General features: G+C 30.4%; 15 protein-coding genes and 1 pseudogene. 5 read left to right on the top strand and 11 right to left on the bottom strand.

Features of this window, described 5'->3' with window-relative positions; translation table 11 throughout:
* Positions 1–9: 9 nt before the first annotated feature.
* A complete protein-coding gene (locus tag HMPREF2576_RS06945; protein WP_001831509.1) occupies positions 10–1,689 on the top strand; it encodes a CDP-glycerol glycerophosphotransferase family protein in 1,680 nt (559 codons plus the stop codon).
* A 131-nt stretch (positions 1,690–1,820) separates the two neighbouring features.
* Here the strand turns inward: HMPREF2576_RS06945 and HMPREF2576_RS06940 are convergent, their stop codons facing one another.
* From HMPREF2576_RS06940 to HMPREF2576_RS06930, 3 genes are all read right to left on the bottom strand, one after another.
* Positions 1,821–2,468 carry a hypothetical protein gene (locus tag HMPREF2576_RS06940; RefSeq protein ID WP_002469204.1) on the bottom strand — a complete coding sequence of 216 codons (648 nt, stop codon included), beginning with the start codon at positions 2,466–2,468 and terminating at the stop codon, positions 1,821–1,823.
* Positions 2,469–2,596: 128 nt separating this feature from the next.
* Positions 2,597–4,762, bottom strand: a complete 2,166-nt coding sequence (locus HMPREF2576_RS11715) for a bifunctional glycosyltransferase/CDP-glycerol:glycerophosphate glycerophosphotransferase (protein ID WP_002456644.1) — start codon at positions 4,760–4,762, stop codon at positions 2,597–2,599.
* Between the two features lie 271 nt (positions 4,763–5,033).
* The gene (locus tag HMPREF2576_RS06930; RefSeq protein WP_002438360.1) at positions 5,034–5,573 is read right to left on the bottom strand and encodes a GNAT family N-acetyltransferase; all 540 of its coding nucleotides are present in this window, start codon (positions 5,571–5,573) and stop codon (positions 5,034–5,036) included.
* Positions 5,574–5,813: 240 nt separating this feature from the next.
* On the opposite strand from HMPREF2576_RS06930, the gene HMPREF2576_RS06925 reads away from it, so the two are divergent.
* Positions 5,814–6,806, top strand: a complete 993-nt coding sequence (locus HMPREF2576_RS06925) for an NADPH:quinone oxidoreductase family protein (protein ID WP_002438357.1) — start codon at positions 5,814–5,816, stop codon at positions 6,804–6,806.
* A gap of 63 nt (positions 6,807–6,869) precedes the next feature.
* Here the strand turns inward: HMPREF2576_RS06925 and HMPREF2576_RS06920 are convergent, their stop codons facing one another.
* The 7 genes from HMPREF2576_RS06920 to HMPREF2576_RS12495 all read right to left on the bottom strand — a co-directional run bounded on the left by HMPREF2576_RS06920 (position 6,870) and on the right by HMPREF2576_RS12495 (position 9,803).
* Positions 6,870–7,271: a GNAT family N-acetyltransferase gene (locus HMPREF2576_RS06920; RefSeq protein WP_002438356.1), complete on the bottom strand. Its 402-nt coding sequence runs from the start codon at positions 7,269–7,271 to the stop codon at positions 6,870–6,872.
* Positions 7,272–7,339: 68 nt separating this feature from the next.
* A complete protein-coding gene (locus HMPREF2576_RS06915; RefSeq protein WP_001831504.1) occupies positions 7,340–7,756 on the bottom strand; it encodes a DUF2871 domain-containing protein in 417 nt (138 codons plus the stop codon).
* A 213-nt stretch (positions 7,757–7,969) separates the two neighbouring features.
* The gene (locus HMPREF2576_RS06910; protein ID WP_254104674.1) at positions 7,970–8,251 is read right to left on the bottom strand and encodes a transporter; all 282 of its coding nucleotides are present in this window, start codon (positions 8,249–8,251) and stop codon (positions 7,970–7,972) included.
* 41 nt (positions 8,252–8,292) lie between these two features.
* Positions 8,293–8,562, bottom strand: a complete 270-nt coding sequence (locus HMPREF2576_RS06905) for a DUF1775 domain-containing protein (protein WP_002438353.1) — start codon at positions 8,560–8,562, stop codon at positions 8,293–8,295.
* 25 nt (positions 8,563–8,587) lie between these two features.
* A complete protein-coding gene (locus HMPREF2576_RS12505) occupies positions 8,588–9,043 on the bottom strand; it encodes a copper-binding protein (RefSeq protein WP_002438352.1) in 456 nt (151 codons plus the stop codon).
* Between the two features lie 2 nt (positions 9,044–9,045).
* On the bottom strand, positions 9,046–9,243 hold the full coding sequence (locus HMPREF2576_RS12500) for a hypothetical protein (protein ID WP_002456065.1): 198 nt from the start codon (positions 9,241–9,243) through the stop codon (positions 9,046–9,048).
* A 173-nt stretch (positions 9,244–9,416) separates the two neighbouring features.
* Positions 9,417–9,803, bottom strand: a complete 387-nt coding sequence (locus HMPREF2576_RS12495) for a copper resistance CopC family protein (protein WP_002493319.1) — start codon at positions 9,801–9,803, stop codon at positions 9,417–9,419.
* Positions 9,804–10,427: 624 nt separating this feature from the next.
* Here HMPREF2576_RS12495 and HMPREF2576_RS06885 point away from each other — a divergent pair.
* On the top strand, positions 10,428–11,375 hold the full coding sequence (locus HMPREF2576_RS06885) for a magnesium transporter CorA family protein (RefSeq protein ID WP_002438349.1): 948 nt from the start codon (positions 10,428–10,430) through the stop codon (positions 11,373–11,375).
* Positions 11,376–11,464: 89 nt separating this feature from the next.
* Here HMPREF2576_RS06885 and HMPREF2576_RS06880 read toward each other — a convergent pair whose 3' ends face one another.
* Positions 11,465–12,910 carry a sucrose-specific PTS transporter subunit IIBC gene (locus HMPREF2576_RS06880; protein ID WP_002456063.1) on the bottom strand — a complete coding sequence of 482 codons (1,446 nt, stop codon included), beginning with the start codon at positions 12,908–12,910 and terminating at the stop codon, positions 11,465–11,467.
* Between the two features lie 153 nt (positions 12,911–13,063).
* Between HMPREF2576_RS06880 and HMPREF2576_RS06875 the strand changes: the two genes are divergently transcribed.
* On the top strand, positions 13,064–13,441 hold the full coding sequence (locus HMPREF2576_RS06875) for a YbgA family protein (protein WP_001831516.1): 378 nt from the start codon (positions 13,064–13,066) through the stop codon (positions 13,439–13,441).
* 1,162 nt (positions 13,442–14,603) lie between these two features.
* Positions 14,604–16,709: pseudogene (gene rsp, locus HMPREF2576_RS06870) on the top strand (AraC family transcriptional regulator Rsp).
* Positions 16,710–16,765: the final 56 nt, after the last annotated feature.

Below are 16,765 nucleotides of genomic sequence, written 5' to 3'. Positions count from 1 at the left end.
GGAAGATTTATGATAAAGCAAATAAATATTTCAAATATGGACAAATTAAAAGAGCAAATGGAACGTGCACTTAGCGACGGCTATACGCATGTCATCCCCTATTCAAATGAAATTCAAATTCATCAGTCCATGATTAAAGCTATCACTTTACCTAAGACTTCATTTATAGTTGACTATACAATTAACAATTATTATTTAAACGATTGTAAATACTTCGGGTTGGACTTTGTTGATTTTGAGGACTGGGTTAAAAATATTAATTTATATCCAAATGTTATTTATGAAATTAATTCAACATTAGAACTTATTGATAAATTTGAAGTTGAAAATATCTTTGATTTAGCATTATTAACAATTCTTAAAGGGCATATCGCAGTTGAAGGTCATGTCGTATTAGACTTTAAAGGACCATTAAAAACGAGCAAGGGATTTTGGCGCTCATTTGACCGTAATGATTTAACTTATAGAGATAAATTCTTCTTAAACACCATCGCTTATGCACATAAACAAAGAATCCCATTTACGCGTGTACCATTTAACGATCACGATAGTATTAGATATTATGATTCAGTACTACTTAGTACTAAATTTAAAGCTCCAAGATGGTTAGTGACTCCTATTAAGAATTATTCAGTTAAAAAACATAAAGAGATTAGCTATATTTATAAAAAGGATTCATCAAAACTTAAGAACCACGTCGTTTTTCTAGGATTTGATTTTGGCTATCGAGGTAACTCTAAGTATTTATTTAATTACTTTGTTAAACACAATCCTATGATAGAGTCTTACTTTATAACAGATGAGAGAACAGGACCACATTTTATTTCAACTAACGATGAAAATGTGAAGAATTTGATTGAAACAGCTACTTTTGTCATTACGGAAAGCTATATTCCTGACGACATTCACCCTAATGGTAAAATCATTCAATTATGGCATGGGACACCTATTAAAAAACTATTTTTAGATAGTAAAGAGCCACACCAAAATTTAAATATATATAACTACCGAGCTCGAAAATATAATAAATGGACACAACAAGATTATTTAATTGTGGATTCAGAAGAATCAAAAACATACTTTGAATCAGCGTTTCCTAGTCAAAAAATTGATATATTACCTGTAGGATATCCTAGAAATAATTATTTATTAAATCGTATCAATGATGTAGGTTTACATAAACGTATATTTAGTGAGATAAATATAGATCCTACTAAGCGAGTATTATTATATGCCCCAACATGGAAAACAAATTCATCTGATGATGATATATTTCCTATTAATGAACAGTTATTAAAACATTATAATGTGATCTATAAAGGACACGTCGAGAGTAAAAATGACTTGGTTCCTGAAGGCGTAATAAATCCGCCTAATAATATTGAAACGCAAGACTTAATTATTATTTCAGATGTTGTTTTAACAGACTACTCATCAATTATTTTTGATGCTTTAACCGTAGATAAAAAAGGTTGCTTATACACACCCAATCACTCTCAATATGTCGAAGAACGTGGCGTCTATCAAGACGTAATGGACACCTTAAAACCTATTTGGTATACCGATGCTGAACTATTAATAAATGATTTAATTACTGATAGCATCCCACAATTAAACAATAAATATACAAATAAAAATAATCAGTCATTTGAATATATTAGTAAACTTATTTCAAATCAATTGAAATAAGTGCTTCATCTTATTGATGATTTTCAAAATAAAAGCGAGCAAAGTCATTATGCAATACAGAAATGATTTTGCTCGCTTTTTATTGTTAGCTTAGTATGACTCATTCTTGTTGAGTTTCACTATACTTACAACTAAGGTTGGAAGTTAGGATCTACAACAGTAGGTTGACCTTGTCGATTAAGCGTTACAATTGAGTAAGTATTACTTTTTGATGGATCTTTAAAGCTAAACACATATCTAAATCCATCTTCTGTTTGTTCTATTGAATAATCATTATATGATTTATTTTCGCTTCCATACATATTAGCTTCGTTTTTAGCAATGGAAAGTGCAGTTTCAAAATTTGGTAATTGTTGCAAAGCTTGACTGCGGTCGCCCTCAAATGGAGAAAGATATCGAGCAACACGTGTCGCATTTTCACTTTGGTATGGTGCTACATATTTATTCTGGTTATCTTGTACTGATTGCTGTTGTTTATTTTGATTATCCGATGAATTTCTGTTTGAATTTGTTGTTGGTCTTTCGCTTGTTCGTTGTTCTCCATCATTTGGATTTTGATTACTTGTTTGTTCTTTATTATTGTTATTTTCCTGATTGTCTTGCTTATTATTTGTATCATTACGTTTCGAATCTTTTTTTGAGTCATGTTGAGATGATGATTTATCCTTTTGTTCTGTTTTAGAACTATCATCTTTATGACTTGCTTCATCATTTCCACCATTGGAACAACCTACTAACATTAATGATAAAATCGTTGCACTTGCTAATACTTTTTTCATTTGAAACCGCCTCCTACTTTGTCTCTTTATCATGTTGAATTGAATTTCAATTAAAATATTAAAAAGGGCATAATATTAATTGCTCATTAATATTATACCCTATAATTATTAATTAAGTATGAAATTTATCATTGTTCCTTGATATCCTTATGAATTAAATCCCCAATATATTGAGACGCCTTACCATTATCTACAGAGCAAAATCTATCATAAAATGCATCTATTTTTTCTTGATATTGCTGTTGCACTTTATCTAAATTCTTTAGTTCTTTAGCTAGGCCATATGGTTCTGTATAAATAGGTCCTGGTAAATCTTCCATATAATTCATATAGAATCCTCGTAATCCCTTATCATATTTGTCTATATCATATGCAAAGAAAAATTGAGGGCGTTTTAAAATACCATAATCAAACATTACTGATGAATAGTCTGTAATTAAACAATCACTTATTAAAAATAATTCAGAGACGTCATTATAGTTTGAAACATCAATTGCAAAATTTTCATAACCAGATAAATCAAGTGCGTTAGAAATGAGATAATGCATGCGTAATAAAATCACATAATCATCTCCGAGTTCTTTATAAAGGTTGTCTAAATCAATTTTTAATTCAAACAAATATTTTCCTTTACTCACAAATTCATCGTCTCTCCATGTCGGAGCATACATAATAACCTTTTTATCACTAGGTAAATTTAAGTGAGTTCTAATTTCATCTAAATACTCTTGATCATTGGCTCTATTAACTAATACATCATTTCTAGGATAACCTATCTCTAATATTCTTTCTTCATCCATCCAAAAAGCACTTCTAAATATTTCAGTTGAATATCTATTTGGCGAAATTAAATAATCCCAACGTGATGTTTCACGATTAAAATTACGCTTATACTTTGGTGTCGTAGTCCCCGGCATACGTACCACTTTCATATCATTCGCTAAACGTTTTAATGGTGTACCGTGCCAAGTTTGAATGTACGTTTGATTTTCTTTTTTATTTAAATAAAGTGGTGTACGCGCATTTGATACCCAATGACTTGCTTCCGAGTATGCTTGATAATACTCTGCTGAATTACGCTTAACCTTTTCAGCACTACCCGGTACGACATTTTTATCGGGATTCTTAAATGACCATATATAGCGATAATTAGGATAATACTTTTGCATATATTCATAAATATACTTTGGACTATCACTGTAATTCTTACCACCGAACGATTCAAAGACAATCGTTTTCGGTTTAACATTATCTTCTTTATCTGTTAAATCATACAATGAACGTTCTTTATTTTTTCTTCTTAGAACAATATTTTTAACATGTCGCAACGTTTTTCTAAATTGATTAACTTTAAAAGCTTTATCAGTTTCATTATTCATTAACAAAATTGTTTCAATTTTATTTATTAGCTTTTGGTTTTTAACTAAATGGACATGTAAAAATTTCGATAATTCAACAAGCGTATCCTTATGTGTTTGATAGCGTTCATTAATATCATATCGAGTTGGTTCAAATTCATTAGCAATTTTATTTCCCATTTTAGTGACAATAAATTCTCTAACTTTTGGATTTGTTGCTCGTTTAATGGCATCATAAAAGCTGTTGACGTAATCTTTAAATAAAATATCAAAATTTTGTTCACTTAATGTAAGTGTTTCAAATGGATCATAGACTTCCCCACGGAAATAAAATGGGAAGTTAAAAATACGTACAAACTTATTTACATACTTCATATATTCAAGAACAAATGACCAATCCACATATGTATTTAAATTTTCATTAAATCGAATATGATGCGCCCTGACAATAGCTGTTCTAAAAATAATGTTACAAGCTGACTGTTTTCTTAAAAATGAATTAATATTCCCTTTGGCATTAAAGTATTCAACCCTTACTCGATCTAAATCAACAAATTGCGGACGTTGTGTAGTAAAAGAATGTATTGGAGCAATTAAACCATCAGTATTATTAAACTTTTCTAAGTAAAACGTGATTGCATAAGAAGCTAATTCATCATCTGCATCTAAAAACATAAAGTAAGGTGTTTCCACTTCTTCTAATGCAATATTACGCGCATGTGCATGACCACTATTTTCATCTAAATCGATAAATCGAATGTTTTTATCATAGTCTTTAATAGCTTCATCCATTAATTTTTTACTTTGGTCTGTCGACCCATCATTCACAATAATCAAATTAAAATCTTGTGTACGTTGTTGCTTAATACTCTCTAAGCAACCTGTGATGTATTCCTCCGCATTATAATACGTGACAATAATTGTCAGTTTATTCATACTATACGTCCTTTCTCTTTATATTAAATCGACAACATCTTATAAAATTTAGGTTGTATGTTTGAATGTCACTATAATAACTATCATTACCTATTAAAAATATAAACCTAATCTGTATATATTGATTGCATTTTTAATTTCGATGACTTCACTTTGAATACAATTACATAGATATTGTACTAAAATTCAACGCTACAATTATATCTAATATTAATGCTAAATGCGAACAATATTAAACATAACCCTAGCTCATTTATATTTTATGATTGAACTATAAACTTTGTTTATAGTTTGTTGTAAGATCCAACTCCATAATCAAATCATTATCTACTACACTTCCAGTATAAAATTGATGCGACCCTGTAACTCTAAATCCTCTGTTTTTATAAAAGCTAAGCGCTTTAGGATTATGCTCCCAAACACCAAGCCATATTTTCGATTTCCCAAATTTGATAGCTTGATCAATAGCTAGATTGATAAATAATTGTCCTCTTCCACTCCCTTGAAATGCTTCATCAAAGTAAATGCGTTGTATTTCCAAATATGCATGACCTTTGTTTTCAGTCTGAGCATCATTAATGTTCAATTTCAAGAAACCTACTATATTTTGATCAACTTCATAAAAATAATGAAAAGAATTACTTTGTTCCAATTCTTTTCTCAACACATCTATATCATATGCATCACTAAAAAATTGCTTGAAGTCCTCATCACTATAAGATTCTCTAAACGTTGTAAAAAATGTTCTTTTAGCAATTAGTTGTAGTTGCTCTACCTCAGTTATTTGAACACTTCTTATCCTTTCCCCCATTTAAATCCCCCTCTAAAACCTTAAAAAGTTAATTTTGTGAATTAGATGTGTACATTGACATTTTTGCTATTAATAAGTTTTAAATTTTCAAATTAAATTATACAATGAATGATATAAAGTTTGTTAGAAAAGCAGTTTCCTTATATTAAAAATAAAAACAGGGTAATATCAAGCGAATCATTAAATAATATCTTTAAAATTTAATATTGATTCAATTCATCATTAGAGGAGTGTAGAAATATGGTAGAAAAATTCAAAGCTTTTGTAGTCGATCAAGATGACAACGGTATTGTTTCAAATAGTTATAAAGAACTAACTAAAGATGACTTACCTGAGGGTGACGTTTTAATAAAAGTACATTATTCTGGCATAAATTATAAAGACGCACTAGCCACTCAGGACCATAACAAAATAGTAAAACAATATCCGATGGTCCCTGGTATAGATTTAGCAGGTACCATTGAAGAAACAAATGCTCCAGGCTTTGAGGTTGGAGATAAAGTCATCGTAACAAGCTATGATTTAGGTGTAAGTCATTACGGAGGCTTCAGTGAATACGCACGTGTTAAATCAGAATGGGTGATTGAATTACCTGAAGATTTAACATTGGAAGAAGCTATGATTTACGGTACTGCTGGCTATACAGCAGGTTTAGCTATAGAACAACTTGAAAAATCAGGTATGTCTATTGAAGGTAAAGAAGTGCTTGTACGAGGTGCCACTGGAGGCGTCGGAACGATTTCATTACTCATGTTAAATAACTTAGGGTATGATGTTATTGCAAGTACGGGTAGAGATGACGCCGAAGAAAAACTTAAAAAGCTTGGTGCTAAAGAAGTAATTGGCCGTTTACCAGAAGATAATAGTAAACCATTAGAGAAGAGAACATGGCAGGCAGCCATTGATCCAGTTGGTGGTGAAAACTTACCGTACATCGTCAAACGATTGGATAACAACGGAAGTGTTGCATTAATTGGCATGACTGGTGGTAACAATTTTGAAACAACCGTCTTTCCTTTCATTTTAAGAGGAGCAAGTATAATTGGTATCGATTCAGTATTTACTCCAATTAAACTAAGAAAACGTGTTTGGAGAAGACTTGCAAAAGACTTAAAACCACAACAATTACATGACATCAAACATGTTATTTCATTCGATGAAATCCCAAAAGCAATCGATCAAGTCATCAATCATAATAATACTGGACGTATTGTCATTGATTTCAATGTTTAAATAACTAAAAAACGTCATTGGATGCAAAAGCAAATGCATTTCATGACGTTTTTACTTTAATATTTAATATTTGATATACATACCTTTTGAATAAGGCTCAGTACTTTTAAATCCAAACTTCTCGTATAATTGATCTGCCGGATAATCTGCTATCAAGCTCACATATGTACCTTCTTCAGCAACACTCTCAATATACTTCATTATTTCATGCATAATTGCCATTCCATGACCCAAACCTTGATATATATCTTTCACAGCAATATCGACGATTTGGAAAACTGTACCACCATCCCCAATCACTCGCCCCATACCAATCAACATATCATTCTCATAAAGGGTCACATTAAAACATGCATGAGGAAGCCCCTTTATTGCCGCTTCAATCGATTTACTACTCATTCCAGCATTAGCTCTTAAATTACAGTAATCTTCGGGACTGGGTGCTTCAAAGTGAATCTTAGTCATTATCTATCACCTATCTAGTTATTGAAAATCTAAATCCACTCTACCAAACATTTTTTAGTATTTCGACTTTATTTTTTGGGTTCTGTAAGAATAGCCTGTCTTAATAAGAAAAAAAGTAACAGTAAACCTGCAAGCATACCTGTATGACCTATGCCTGCAAATCCCGCAAACATTTCGGGTGAAAATTTTTTACCAATAACTTGGAATGTACCTTTAACTGTCATCATTGAAATCGTGATTAACACACCTAAATGATACACGAAAAAGAACCAATTAAATAAGTAATAACTACTTAATTTAAATACTTTTTCAAGTGGTAATAAGAGTAAAAACATAAACATGCCTAAGATAAGTGTATGTGTATGCACTAAAGACAATTGCGTGTCACCCACAAAGTCATGCGCTTTAGTTAATTCTCTGTAGTAAAAGCCACTTAATAAACCTATGACCATATAAAATAAAAAAGAGTATAATAATCTACGCATAAAAAATCCTCCTTAAAATTATATTATAAAACATATTCATTTTTATTAAAGTGACAAAATCACGACTATAAAATAAAGAGCTAGCCAGAAATTTAGGTGAATTCTTAGCCACAGTCTCATTTGTCTTTGTAAATTAATAGAAATCTATATTAAATTATTATCTAAAGACGTAGAACCTTTAAATCAGAAAATACTATTCATATTCAAAACGATTCAATTAAATTTTTTTGGATGCGCTTGTTTAAAAAGAGCAATCAACGAAATCACAATTGCTACGATAGCAACTATCCATAAAACGATTGAATCACCTTGACTCGAGTCAGAATGAGTGTCATTTGGATTTGCACCTTTTTTTACAGTTGTAGTTGGTGTAGGGTGCGCACTATCTTCCTTCCCAGTCCACTTAACAACATCTCCATTATCATAAGTTTGAGTAGCGTTCCATTTGAATGTGCCTTCCTTTTTAGGATTAGCCACTACAATAGGAAATTCAATAAACTCATGGGGACCAATACCTTTATCTGTAGCAGTCCATGTTATTTTAGTAATGTTCCCTTTTTTATCTTTAAAAAATGATGTTTAAAACCTTCAATAGGTTTAACACTCTCAACGTTTAATCCCTTTGGCACATCTAATTCTACTTTCATTGTATGATCATTTTGCTCAACAGGCACCCTTACATCATACTTATCATATGATTCAGGTTCACTTTCATTAGGATTAAGTGTGACATGTGCATCAGCATACTTAAAAAATCCGATCCCCCAAAATACTATAAAAGTTAACAACAGTAATTTGCGTAACATCATTTCCCTCTTCAACTAGGTATATTTATTTGCTCATCATGATACCTGCAAAAATTAATATCATACCAATTAACAATTCAGTCATCAGTGCAAAACGATGGACCTGTTGTCGTTGTCTCAAAGCACGCATCGTTTGATAGAAACCTAATAGCATCATAGTAATAATTCCTGCGATTTTTATGACAAGATAAATAGACCAAGCGCTCACATTATTCCAAAGTGTTAAAGTATTCGTTTCATCAATAGCCATTAAAATCCCTGTAAAAACGAGCATAAACACAGCAATGATATTAACTTTTAAAAGCATACGTCTTACACTCGTCAACTGATTAATTTTCACTTTAATAGCATAACAAATGAGATAAACGAGTGAACCTAACCATAACGTTAGCCCTATAAGATGAATTGTTCTTATGATAATTGACCATAATGGCACTTGTTGTGACCACACGTGTCCAGACATACTTATCACAGCAATCATAATTATTGAAATGAGCCAGTACCATATTTTTCCATATCTTTTAAAATGAAAAGTATAAACAAAATGATTAGTGAAATAGAGCTTAATATATACGGAAATTGCATTATCACTTCTAATTTAAATGATAGAATATCTTCTAATATATCAGATGTGAGTGTCATCATATAAACCACAAGACTCACGAGTACTGACATAGCCATAATCCATGCAATTCCTGATTGCTTGGGTAACACATTAAATTGTCTTAATCCTCGTTTCCTAGCAATACCATTTAACCAAAACAAGCCAATAAGTAGAAAGTTTGCACCTTCAGTAACATATCTTAATAATCCAAACCAAAATTTAGACTTTTCATAAAAAGGTGAAGATTTATCTACATCTTTAGCCTCACTTTTCCAACTGAAAATTCAAACGTATCTCCGACTTCATGTCCATCCGCAGATACCGTATGCCATTCAATAGTATTCGTGCCATTAACAATTTGCTCAGATGAAAATACAACTGTCTGAGACCATCCAGTTGTTATTGGTTTAAGGTCTTTAATCTTTTTACCTTTATCATCAAATAAGGTCACACTCGAGTATTTGGTGTTCACAGGTTCATTAAACTCTAACTTGATTGCTTCTGGTTTGTCTTTAATAACCCCTTGCTGTTGTGGTGTTGATTTTTCTAAAGTCGCATGTGCAGAAGCTTGATATTGAAAAATAGGCAATAAAGTTATTAAAAACATAATAACTAACGTAGCACTATGTTTAGACATTATTTTTAAAACCAACATCCCTCCTTTCATATAAAAATTTTGCTCCGTTTTTCATATTAGACATTATCACTCATCTTAACAATAACTATTCTAATTTTTTCGAATTAGACACAAATATAAAAATAGAAATTTTATCTAGTAAATTAAATACAAGTATATATAAATCATAAAGTTAATAAATCAATTAAGTATGTAGCAAAATGGCAATTTGTAATATAAAATAAAGTTTATTCATTTTAGAATCACCTTACTAAGTGATCAACAAAATTTCGAAGATTGAATAAGTTGTATAAAGTTTATTATAATTAACCATACTATTAAATCATAAGTAATCTGCATATGCCTTAAAGATAAATTATATATTTAATGATTAATGTACAATCTAAAGTTATTAGTAGCTGGATTGATAATATAGCAAAATTCATCTACTTTTTCTTATACCTAACTATACAATAGGAATGTGATTCAACTTTATATATCATATTTAGGCCAAGAGAGTATGATATTTAAAAATTATGTCCGAAGTTTAAGAAGCTTGATGCCACAAATTTAGAAGTTTAAAATTTATTTAATTAACTTTAGTATCATCCTTATTCTAGTGGACGCTGAAAGGAACTATTAATTATGATTACAGCTTATAAACACGCACTTCATCATCCTTCACAAATTATTGAAACTGAAATCAATCATAGTGCTTCATGGATAAATGTAGTAGAACCAGATAGAGAAGAAATTGAAGGTTTGATGGAATTTTACAATATACCTGAGGATTTTATTCGAGATCCGTTAGACTCTGAAGAGAGTGCACGTATTGAATATGACGAAGATACGGGATACTCGCTAATTATTATTGACTTACCTATCGTCAATTCTACCAATCGGCGTGTCTTGTCGTTTGTGACCATCCCATTAGGCATTATTATTGGAAATGGTATCGTTATGACTGTTTGCGATGCTGAAAATGAATTTTTAGAAAACTTTGCTAAACAAGAAGATATTAACTTGAAATTTCACAGTCGATTTGCACTTGAAATACTAACAACAATAGCAAATCACTACAATAGAAATTTAAGATTGCTTAATAAATCTAGGATTCGTATTGAAAGAGAACTCAAAAATAACATTACTAACAAGCAGCTTTTTAAACTAATGGAAGTAGAAAAAAGTTTAGTATACTTCTTAGCTGCACTAAAAGGTAACGACACAATTATTAAAAAACTCTTTCGTCTTCCTGCAATCAAACGTTTTGAAGAGGATGAAGAGCTACTTGAAGACTTGGTGATAGAAAACAACCAAGCTATTGAAACGACTGAATTACATCAACGAATACTTGAGAGTATCACTTCTTCGTATGCTTCATTATTATCTAATGATATGAATAACATCATGAAAACATTAACGTTGTTTACGGTTCTTTTGACCCTTCCTACACTCGTCTTTAGTTTCTTTGGTATGAATGTACCCTTACCAATTGATGATCATAGTTACGTGTCTTGGATTATTGTTGTGGGAATTTCACTTATTCTAGTAGCTATCGTTAGTATCTTTTTATGGAAAAAACAAAAATTATAACAACAAATACCCTTAGTTATAGATTAGCACTCAATCTAACTAAGGGTATTATTATATGTTTAAAATTGTGTCAAAATTTTAAGTCTCTACTATGATTCAACAGCTGTCTTATTTGTTTTTCTTCGAGAAAGTACTAAAGTGACGACAACTGAAACAACAAATGCAATTAGCATTCCTATTAAGTAATGTAACCAACCAGCGTGTGTAGGATTTATAGATATAAATCCAGGTAATCCAGCTGTACCAAGCGCTATCGCTTTTACTTTGAAGAATGAAATATAAGCCGCACCTATACCTGATCCTGCAACAGCACCTATAAATGGATATCTCAATTTAAGATTGACACCAAACATTGCTGGTTCTGTAATTCCTAGTAAAGCTGAAATACCCGCCGCGGAAGCAACACCTTTTAATTTTTTATTTTGCTTAATGATAAAGAATGCAGCTAAAGCTGCACCACCTTGTGCAATATTTGACATCGTTGCGATTGGGAAGATAAATGAACCACCTGTTTTAGTCGCATCAGCAATTAATGTCGTTTCAACTGCAATAAAGCTATGGTGCATTCCTGTAATGACGATTGGCGCATATAATAAACCAAATATAAGTCCACCAATAGCTCCACCAAATTCATATAACCAAGTCAATCCATCAGATAACCAATAACCTAATTGACGAGTGACAGGCCCTACAAATAAAAATGTTATAAATGCTGTAATAAAAATTGATAATAATGGCGTCAATAAATTATCTAACACAGTTGGAATAACTTTACGTAACCATTTTTCAATCGTAGCTAAAATATATGTTGCTACGAGCATAGGTAATACTTGTCCCTGATAACCTACTTCATTAATATGTAGCCCAAAGACATCCCAGTGTGGAATAGCTTTTCCTTCTTCTAAAGCTTTTGGAAAATCATATGCACTCATCAATCCAGGATGAACAAGTATCATACCTAGAGCTGCACCTAAATAAGGATTACCACCAAATCGCTTAGCTGCACTAAAACCAATAAGTATTGGTAATAATGTAAAAGGTGCATTTGCAAATATATTAATCATATCAGCCAAGCCAGAAAATTGACTATGTACATCTATGATAGATTTACCATCATAGAACAAATCTTTAGCTGTGAAAATATTATTTAATCCCATTAACAAACCACCAGCTACAATAGCCGGAATAATAGGAACAAAGATATCAGATAACATTTTCACAAATTTTTGGAATGGATTCATATGCTTAGATGATTTATCTTTAACTTCTGAAGTCGTAGATGCTTCTTTTCCAGTTATTTTTTCTAATTCATTAAATACTTTATTTACTGTCCCTGAACCTATAATAATTTGGTATTGACCACCTGTAGAGAATGTTCCTTTGACGACGTCCATATTAGACAAGGTATCTTCATCTACTTTACTCTCATCGTTCAATACTAAACGTAATCGAGTTGCACAATGTGCCATTGCATCTAAATTTTCTTCACCGCCAATTGCTTTAAGTATTTCTTCAGCAGATTTTTTATAACTCATATTCATCCTCCTTTTAGAACCGATTCAAATAACTTAATTATATTGTAACCGGTTCCAATCATTTACACAATACTCCTATTCATTTTTCTTAAAAAATATTAAACTAGCTTTAACATCTGCAGTTAAATCAATATCACTTTGGAGGGGATTTAGTTGAAAGAACGCGGAAAAATAGAAAAATTGTGGCGTGAAGAAAAATATCGTGTGCTATTTCATGATCAGAATGCATATCATTCGATAAGAACGTTATTAAAATCGCCTACCACATTGGGTGAAGTGAAAGAACATATAACGCACGCTTTAACCATTACACCTACAAAAGGCTCAGTTATCAATGCTTTTGAACATATGTGGGGGTATTTCAAAAAACAATGTACACAATATGAAAAACAACATAGCCGAGAATTAAAAGCGTTGTATATTGAAAATCAAATTGACTATTTTGAGCTGTTGTCTTTTTTAAAAAATTTAGCAGATAAATATGCTGTCGAGTACTTACAACAAAGTACCATACTCAATATTACAAAATGAAGTGACAAAATCATTTAACAATTATATTTCTTCAGGCAAGCACGAATACGTAAAACAGATCTTTATTTATATGTCAATTTTGGTTTTAAAATAAAAAACTGCCGGCACAGTGGTTTGATACTTTGCAGGCAGTTTAAAATCTGTACATATCCTTTATACAGAAAATCTTGCGAAAATGTACGCCTATAGATGATGACATCTATATGAAAATTCTACTCATCAAACCACTCACATTTATAGTTTATAAGTATGATTGAGAGTCTTTAAACTATTTGTTGAAAAGAATTAATAGCGATATGAATACTTAATGAAATCTAAAACTTTACGGCGAGCACCATGACAATGCTTAAAATTTAAATTAAATGTTACTTTGGGGGAGAGTCATTTTAATTCAAAATTCTAATTGTTGCTACTTCAATATTGAACATAAACTTATGGTACATTTAAAACGTGCATAGATGTTGATTCTTGATGTTGAAATAAAATGTTTAACTTTCATCAAAACTACCCATATGCTAATGTTTATTCATCTTAATTTAAAAATTAATAATCAAAAAATAGAATTTTAATGGAGTTATTTTCGGATCATAGTGCTTGTGTTTTCTTGCTGTTGAATTCATTGATGTAATTGGAAAAGTTTTAAGAGATTACATAGGTATGAAACATTTTTGCTCAATTGATAATAAGTGCTGAATAATGACACATCAAACATGTTGAGTCTTGTTATGGTCGATATCTCTTTTATTGTTCTTTCAATTAACGTTGAAATGAGCAGCGTACATTTAGTTACAGTGACTTCGTTTTATAATTCATTCGAACTTCTCCTAAACCTCTAAATTGCTCTTTTAGATTTTTAAAAGGAAACGAAATCTAACATTAATTATGTAATAAAATTCTCTTTTTGACTCTATCTAAATTTTCCAAAATAATGACCCTATATTCCTAAATCAACTTTTATATTGTGCGAAACTTATAATTTCTAACAATTTTCTGTATTTAGCCAAGAAAAATTTTATTTTTTACTATTACTATTTCTTTATCAATCGCTTATAATTACATTTATTATTCTATCAAAACAACTAAATAATTGAGCGAAATAGATATACACGGTCACATTTAAATTTAGTTATTCAATTCATTCAAGGAGCTAATGTAATATACAATGACATGTTTTTTAAATATATATAAAGAATATCATTCTCCCCCTGAACGCAATATTAATAGAATTATTCTAATGTTTTCACTTACAAATGACTTAAAAATCACTATTAATGGTGAAACAAAAGATTTAGGTAATCATATAGCTATCATTAATCAATCTGACATCTATTTTATTAATAGTGCTTCAAATCTCGTATTACTCTCTATTCCAGTTATTTATTTTTATAGTAAAGATAATAAATTTTTTAAATGTTATTTTGACAGACATTTATTACAATCAAGCAGTTTTGTTAAAACAATTATTTTACAAGCTATTCAACATTTAATAAAAGGAGAAAATCAAGATGAGCAATCCATCTCTAAAATAATACAAACGCTACTAAAAGAAGCAGTCATTCGATATAAGAAAAAATATATTCCTCAAATTGCAGTTAATCATTCAGTGTTTACTGAAGGATTAACATTTATTCATTCAAAAGTATCACAGTCACTCTCACTACGAGAAGTAGCTCAACATTGTAATATATCTGAATCTTATTGTTCTAACCTATTTGCAAGATATCTTAATATGAATTTTAAAGATTATTTTACAAGCTTAAAAGTGATTGACTCTATAAAAAGGCTACTTTCATCTGAGGACTCAATTAACGCTATTTCAGAACAATCTGGATTTAGTAGTCATACCAATTTTACAAATCAATTTAAAAATTATTTAGGTTGTAGCCCAAAACAATACCGAACGATTATCTCTAAGTTAGACCCCTTACCTTCGATAAGTTTTAGTGATACTGACTTTTCACAATATATTGAATTAATTAATCAATTTGAGTTTAGTGATCATTGGGCTACTGAAACGACTGAAAGAGATATCAATGAATTTTATCCTCAAGATCAGACTAAAAACTCTAAAGCGTTTATACGTTTTCAAAATTTCAACGAATTATTTCAATTTGTTTTTAATGAATATTACAACATTGATCTTACCTCCCTGCCACAAGCTGTAATTTTTATCAATGATATCACTGATATTTCGACGCGATAGGTGAACTTTAATTTATTAAATCGATGCTTTGAAAAATTATTCGAAAAAAATATAGGTTTAGCCATGAGATTAACATCTACAAATGAATTTGAATCTATCAAAGAAATAATTTTATTATTTCTTAATAGCCACCAAGATTATAAAATGAACAAAAAAATGGTTAAATTTATGTTAGTCTTTGAAACTGAGAATATGTCAGTGAACGATATACATTTATGCCATTTAAAAATTAAAAATAAAAATAAGGCTATCCGTTATAGTATAACTGTTGAAGGATTACTACACCAAAATTCTTCTATTGATCGAACTTATGATATGATGAAGCGATTAAATTTCGATTACTATTTTATAGACATTGAAAATCTAGAAACCAAAAACTCATTAATTACCAAACGTAAATCGTACTTACATTCGTCCACACACTTTGAAAATTATAAACAATTTATATTAGATTCCGGTATACCTTCAACTAAATTTGTTTACAATAATTTATCTTTAAAGTGTTTTAAATATACAAACAATGGTACTTATCCACTTCAATTATCTGACCTTGTTTGTCATTTAGTCGCATTAATGCGTTACGGGGGTGGTGTAAGTTATCAACTGATAGAAGATGAGAGTCCTTTTATTGCCTTATTTAATCGTTATGGTAGTCCCCTACCTCTCATGCACCTCTATAAATTAATCGAACCATTTTTAAATGAACCTTTAGAGATAGCTAACAATTTTTTAATGAGTCGCAAAGATGGTAACTATCACTTTTTATTATTTAATAAAATAAATGATCGTTATCTATCTGACAGTCAACAGCGCTACGTTTTTAAAAATACATTATCAACCAACTCATTAATTATTATTAAAACGTTAAATCATGAGCATGGCGCAATTCAAAACCTTCTACCACAAACTAAACAACAATTTTATATTGAACGTAGTATTCTTGATGAACTTGATAAATCAAATCAACCAAAAACAGAATTAGCTATACAACATGACCATCATCTTCCTTTTCATGTCACCTTAAAACACGATGAAGTCAAATATATTTGTTTTAAACCTTCTTAAAAATCATCATAAGGTTGTTTCGTTTAAATTATGTGTGATAAGGATATATACAATAA

Origin of the sequence: Staphylococcus sp. HMSC063F05, assembly GCF_001837075.1 — a bacterium.
GTDB lineage: Bacteria > Bacillota > Bacilli > Staphylococcales > Staphylococcaceae > Staphylococcus > Staphylococcus epidermidis.
The sequence above is the reverse complement of the archived record's forward strand: the minus strand, read 5'-3'. Positions and strand labels throughout refer to the sequence as shown.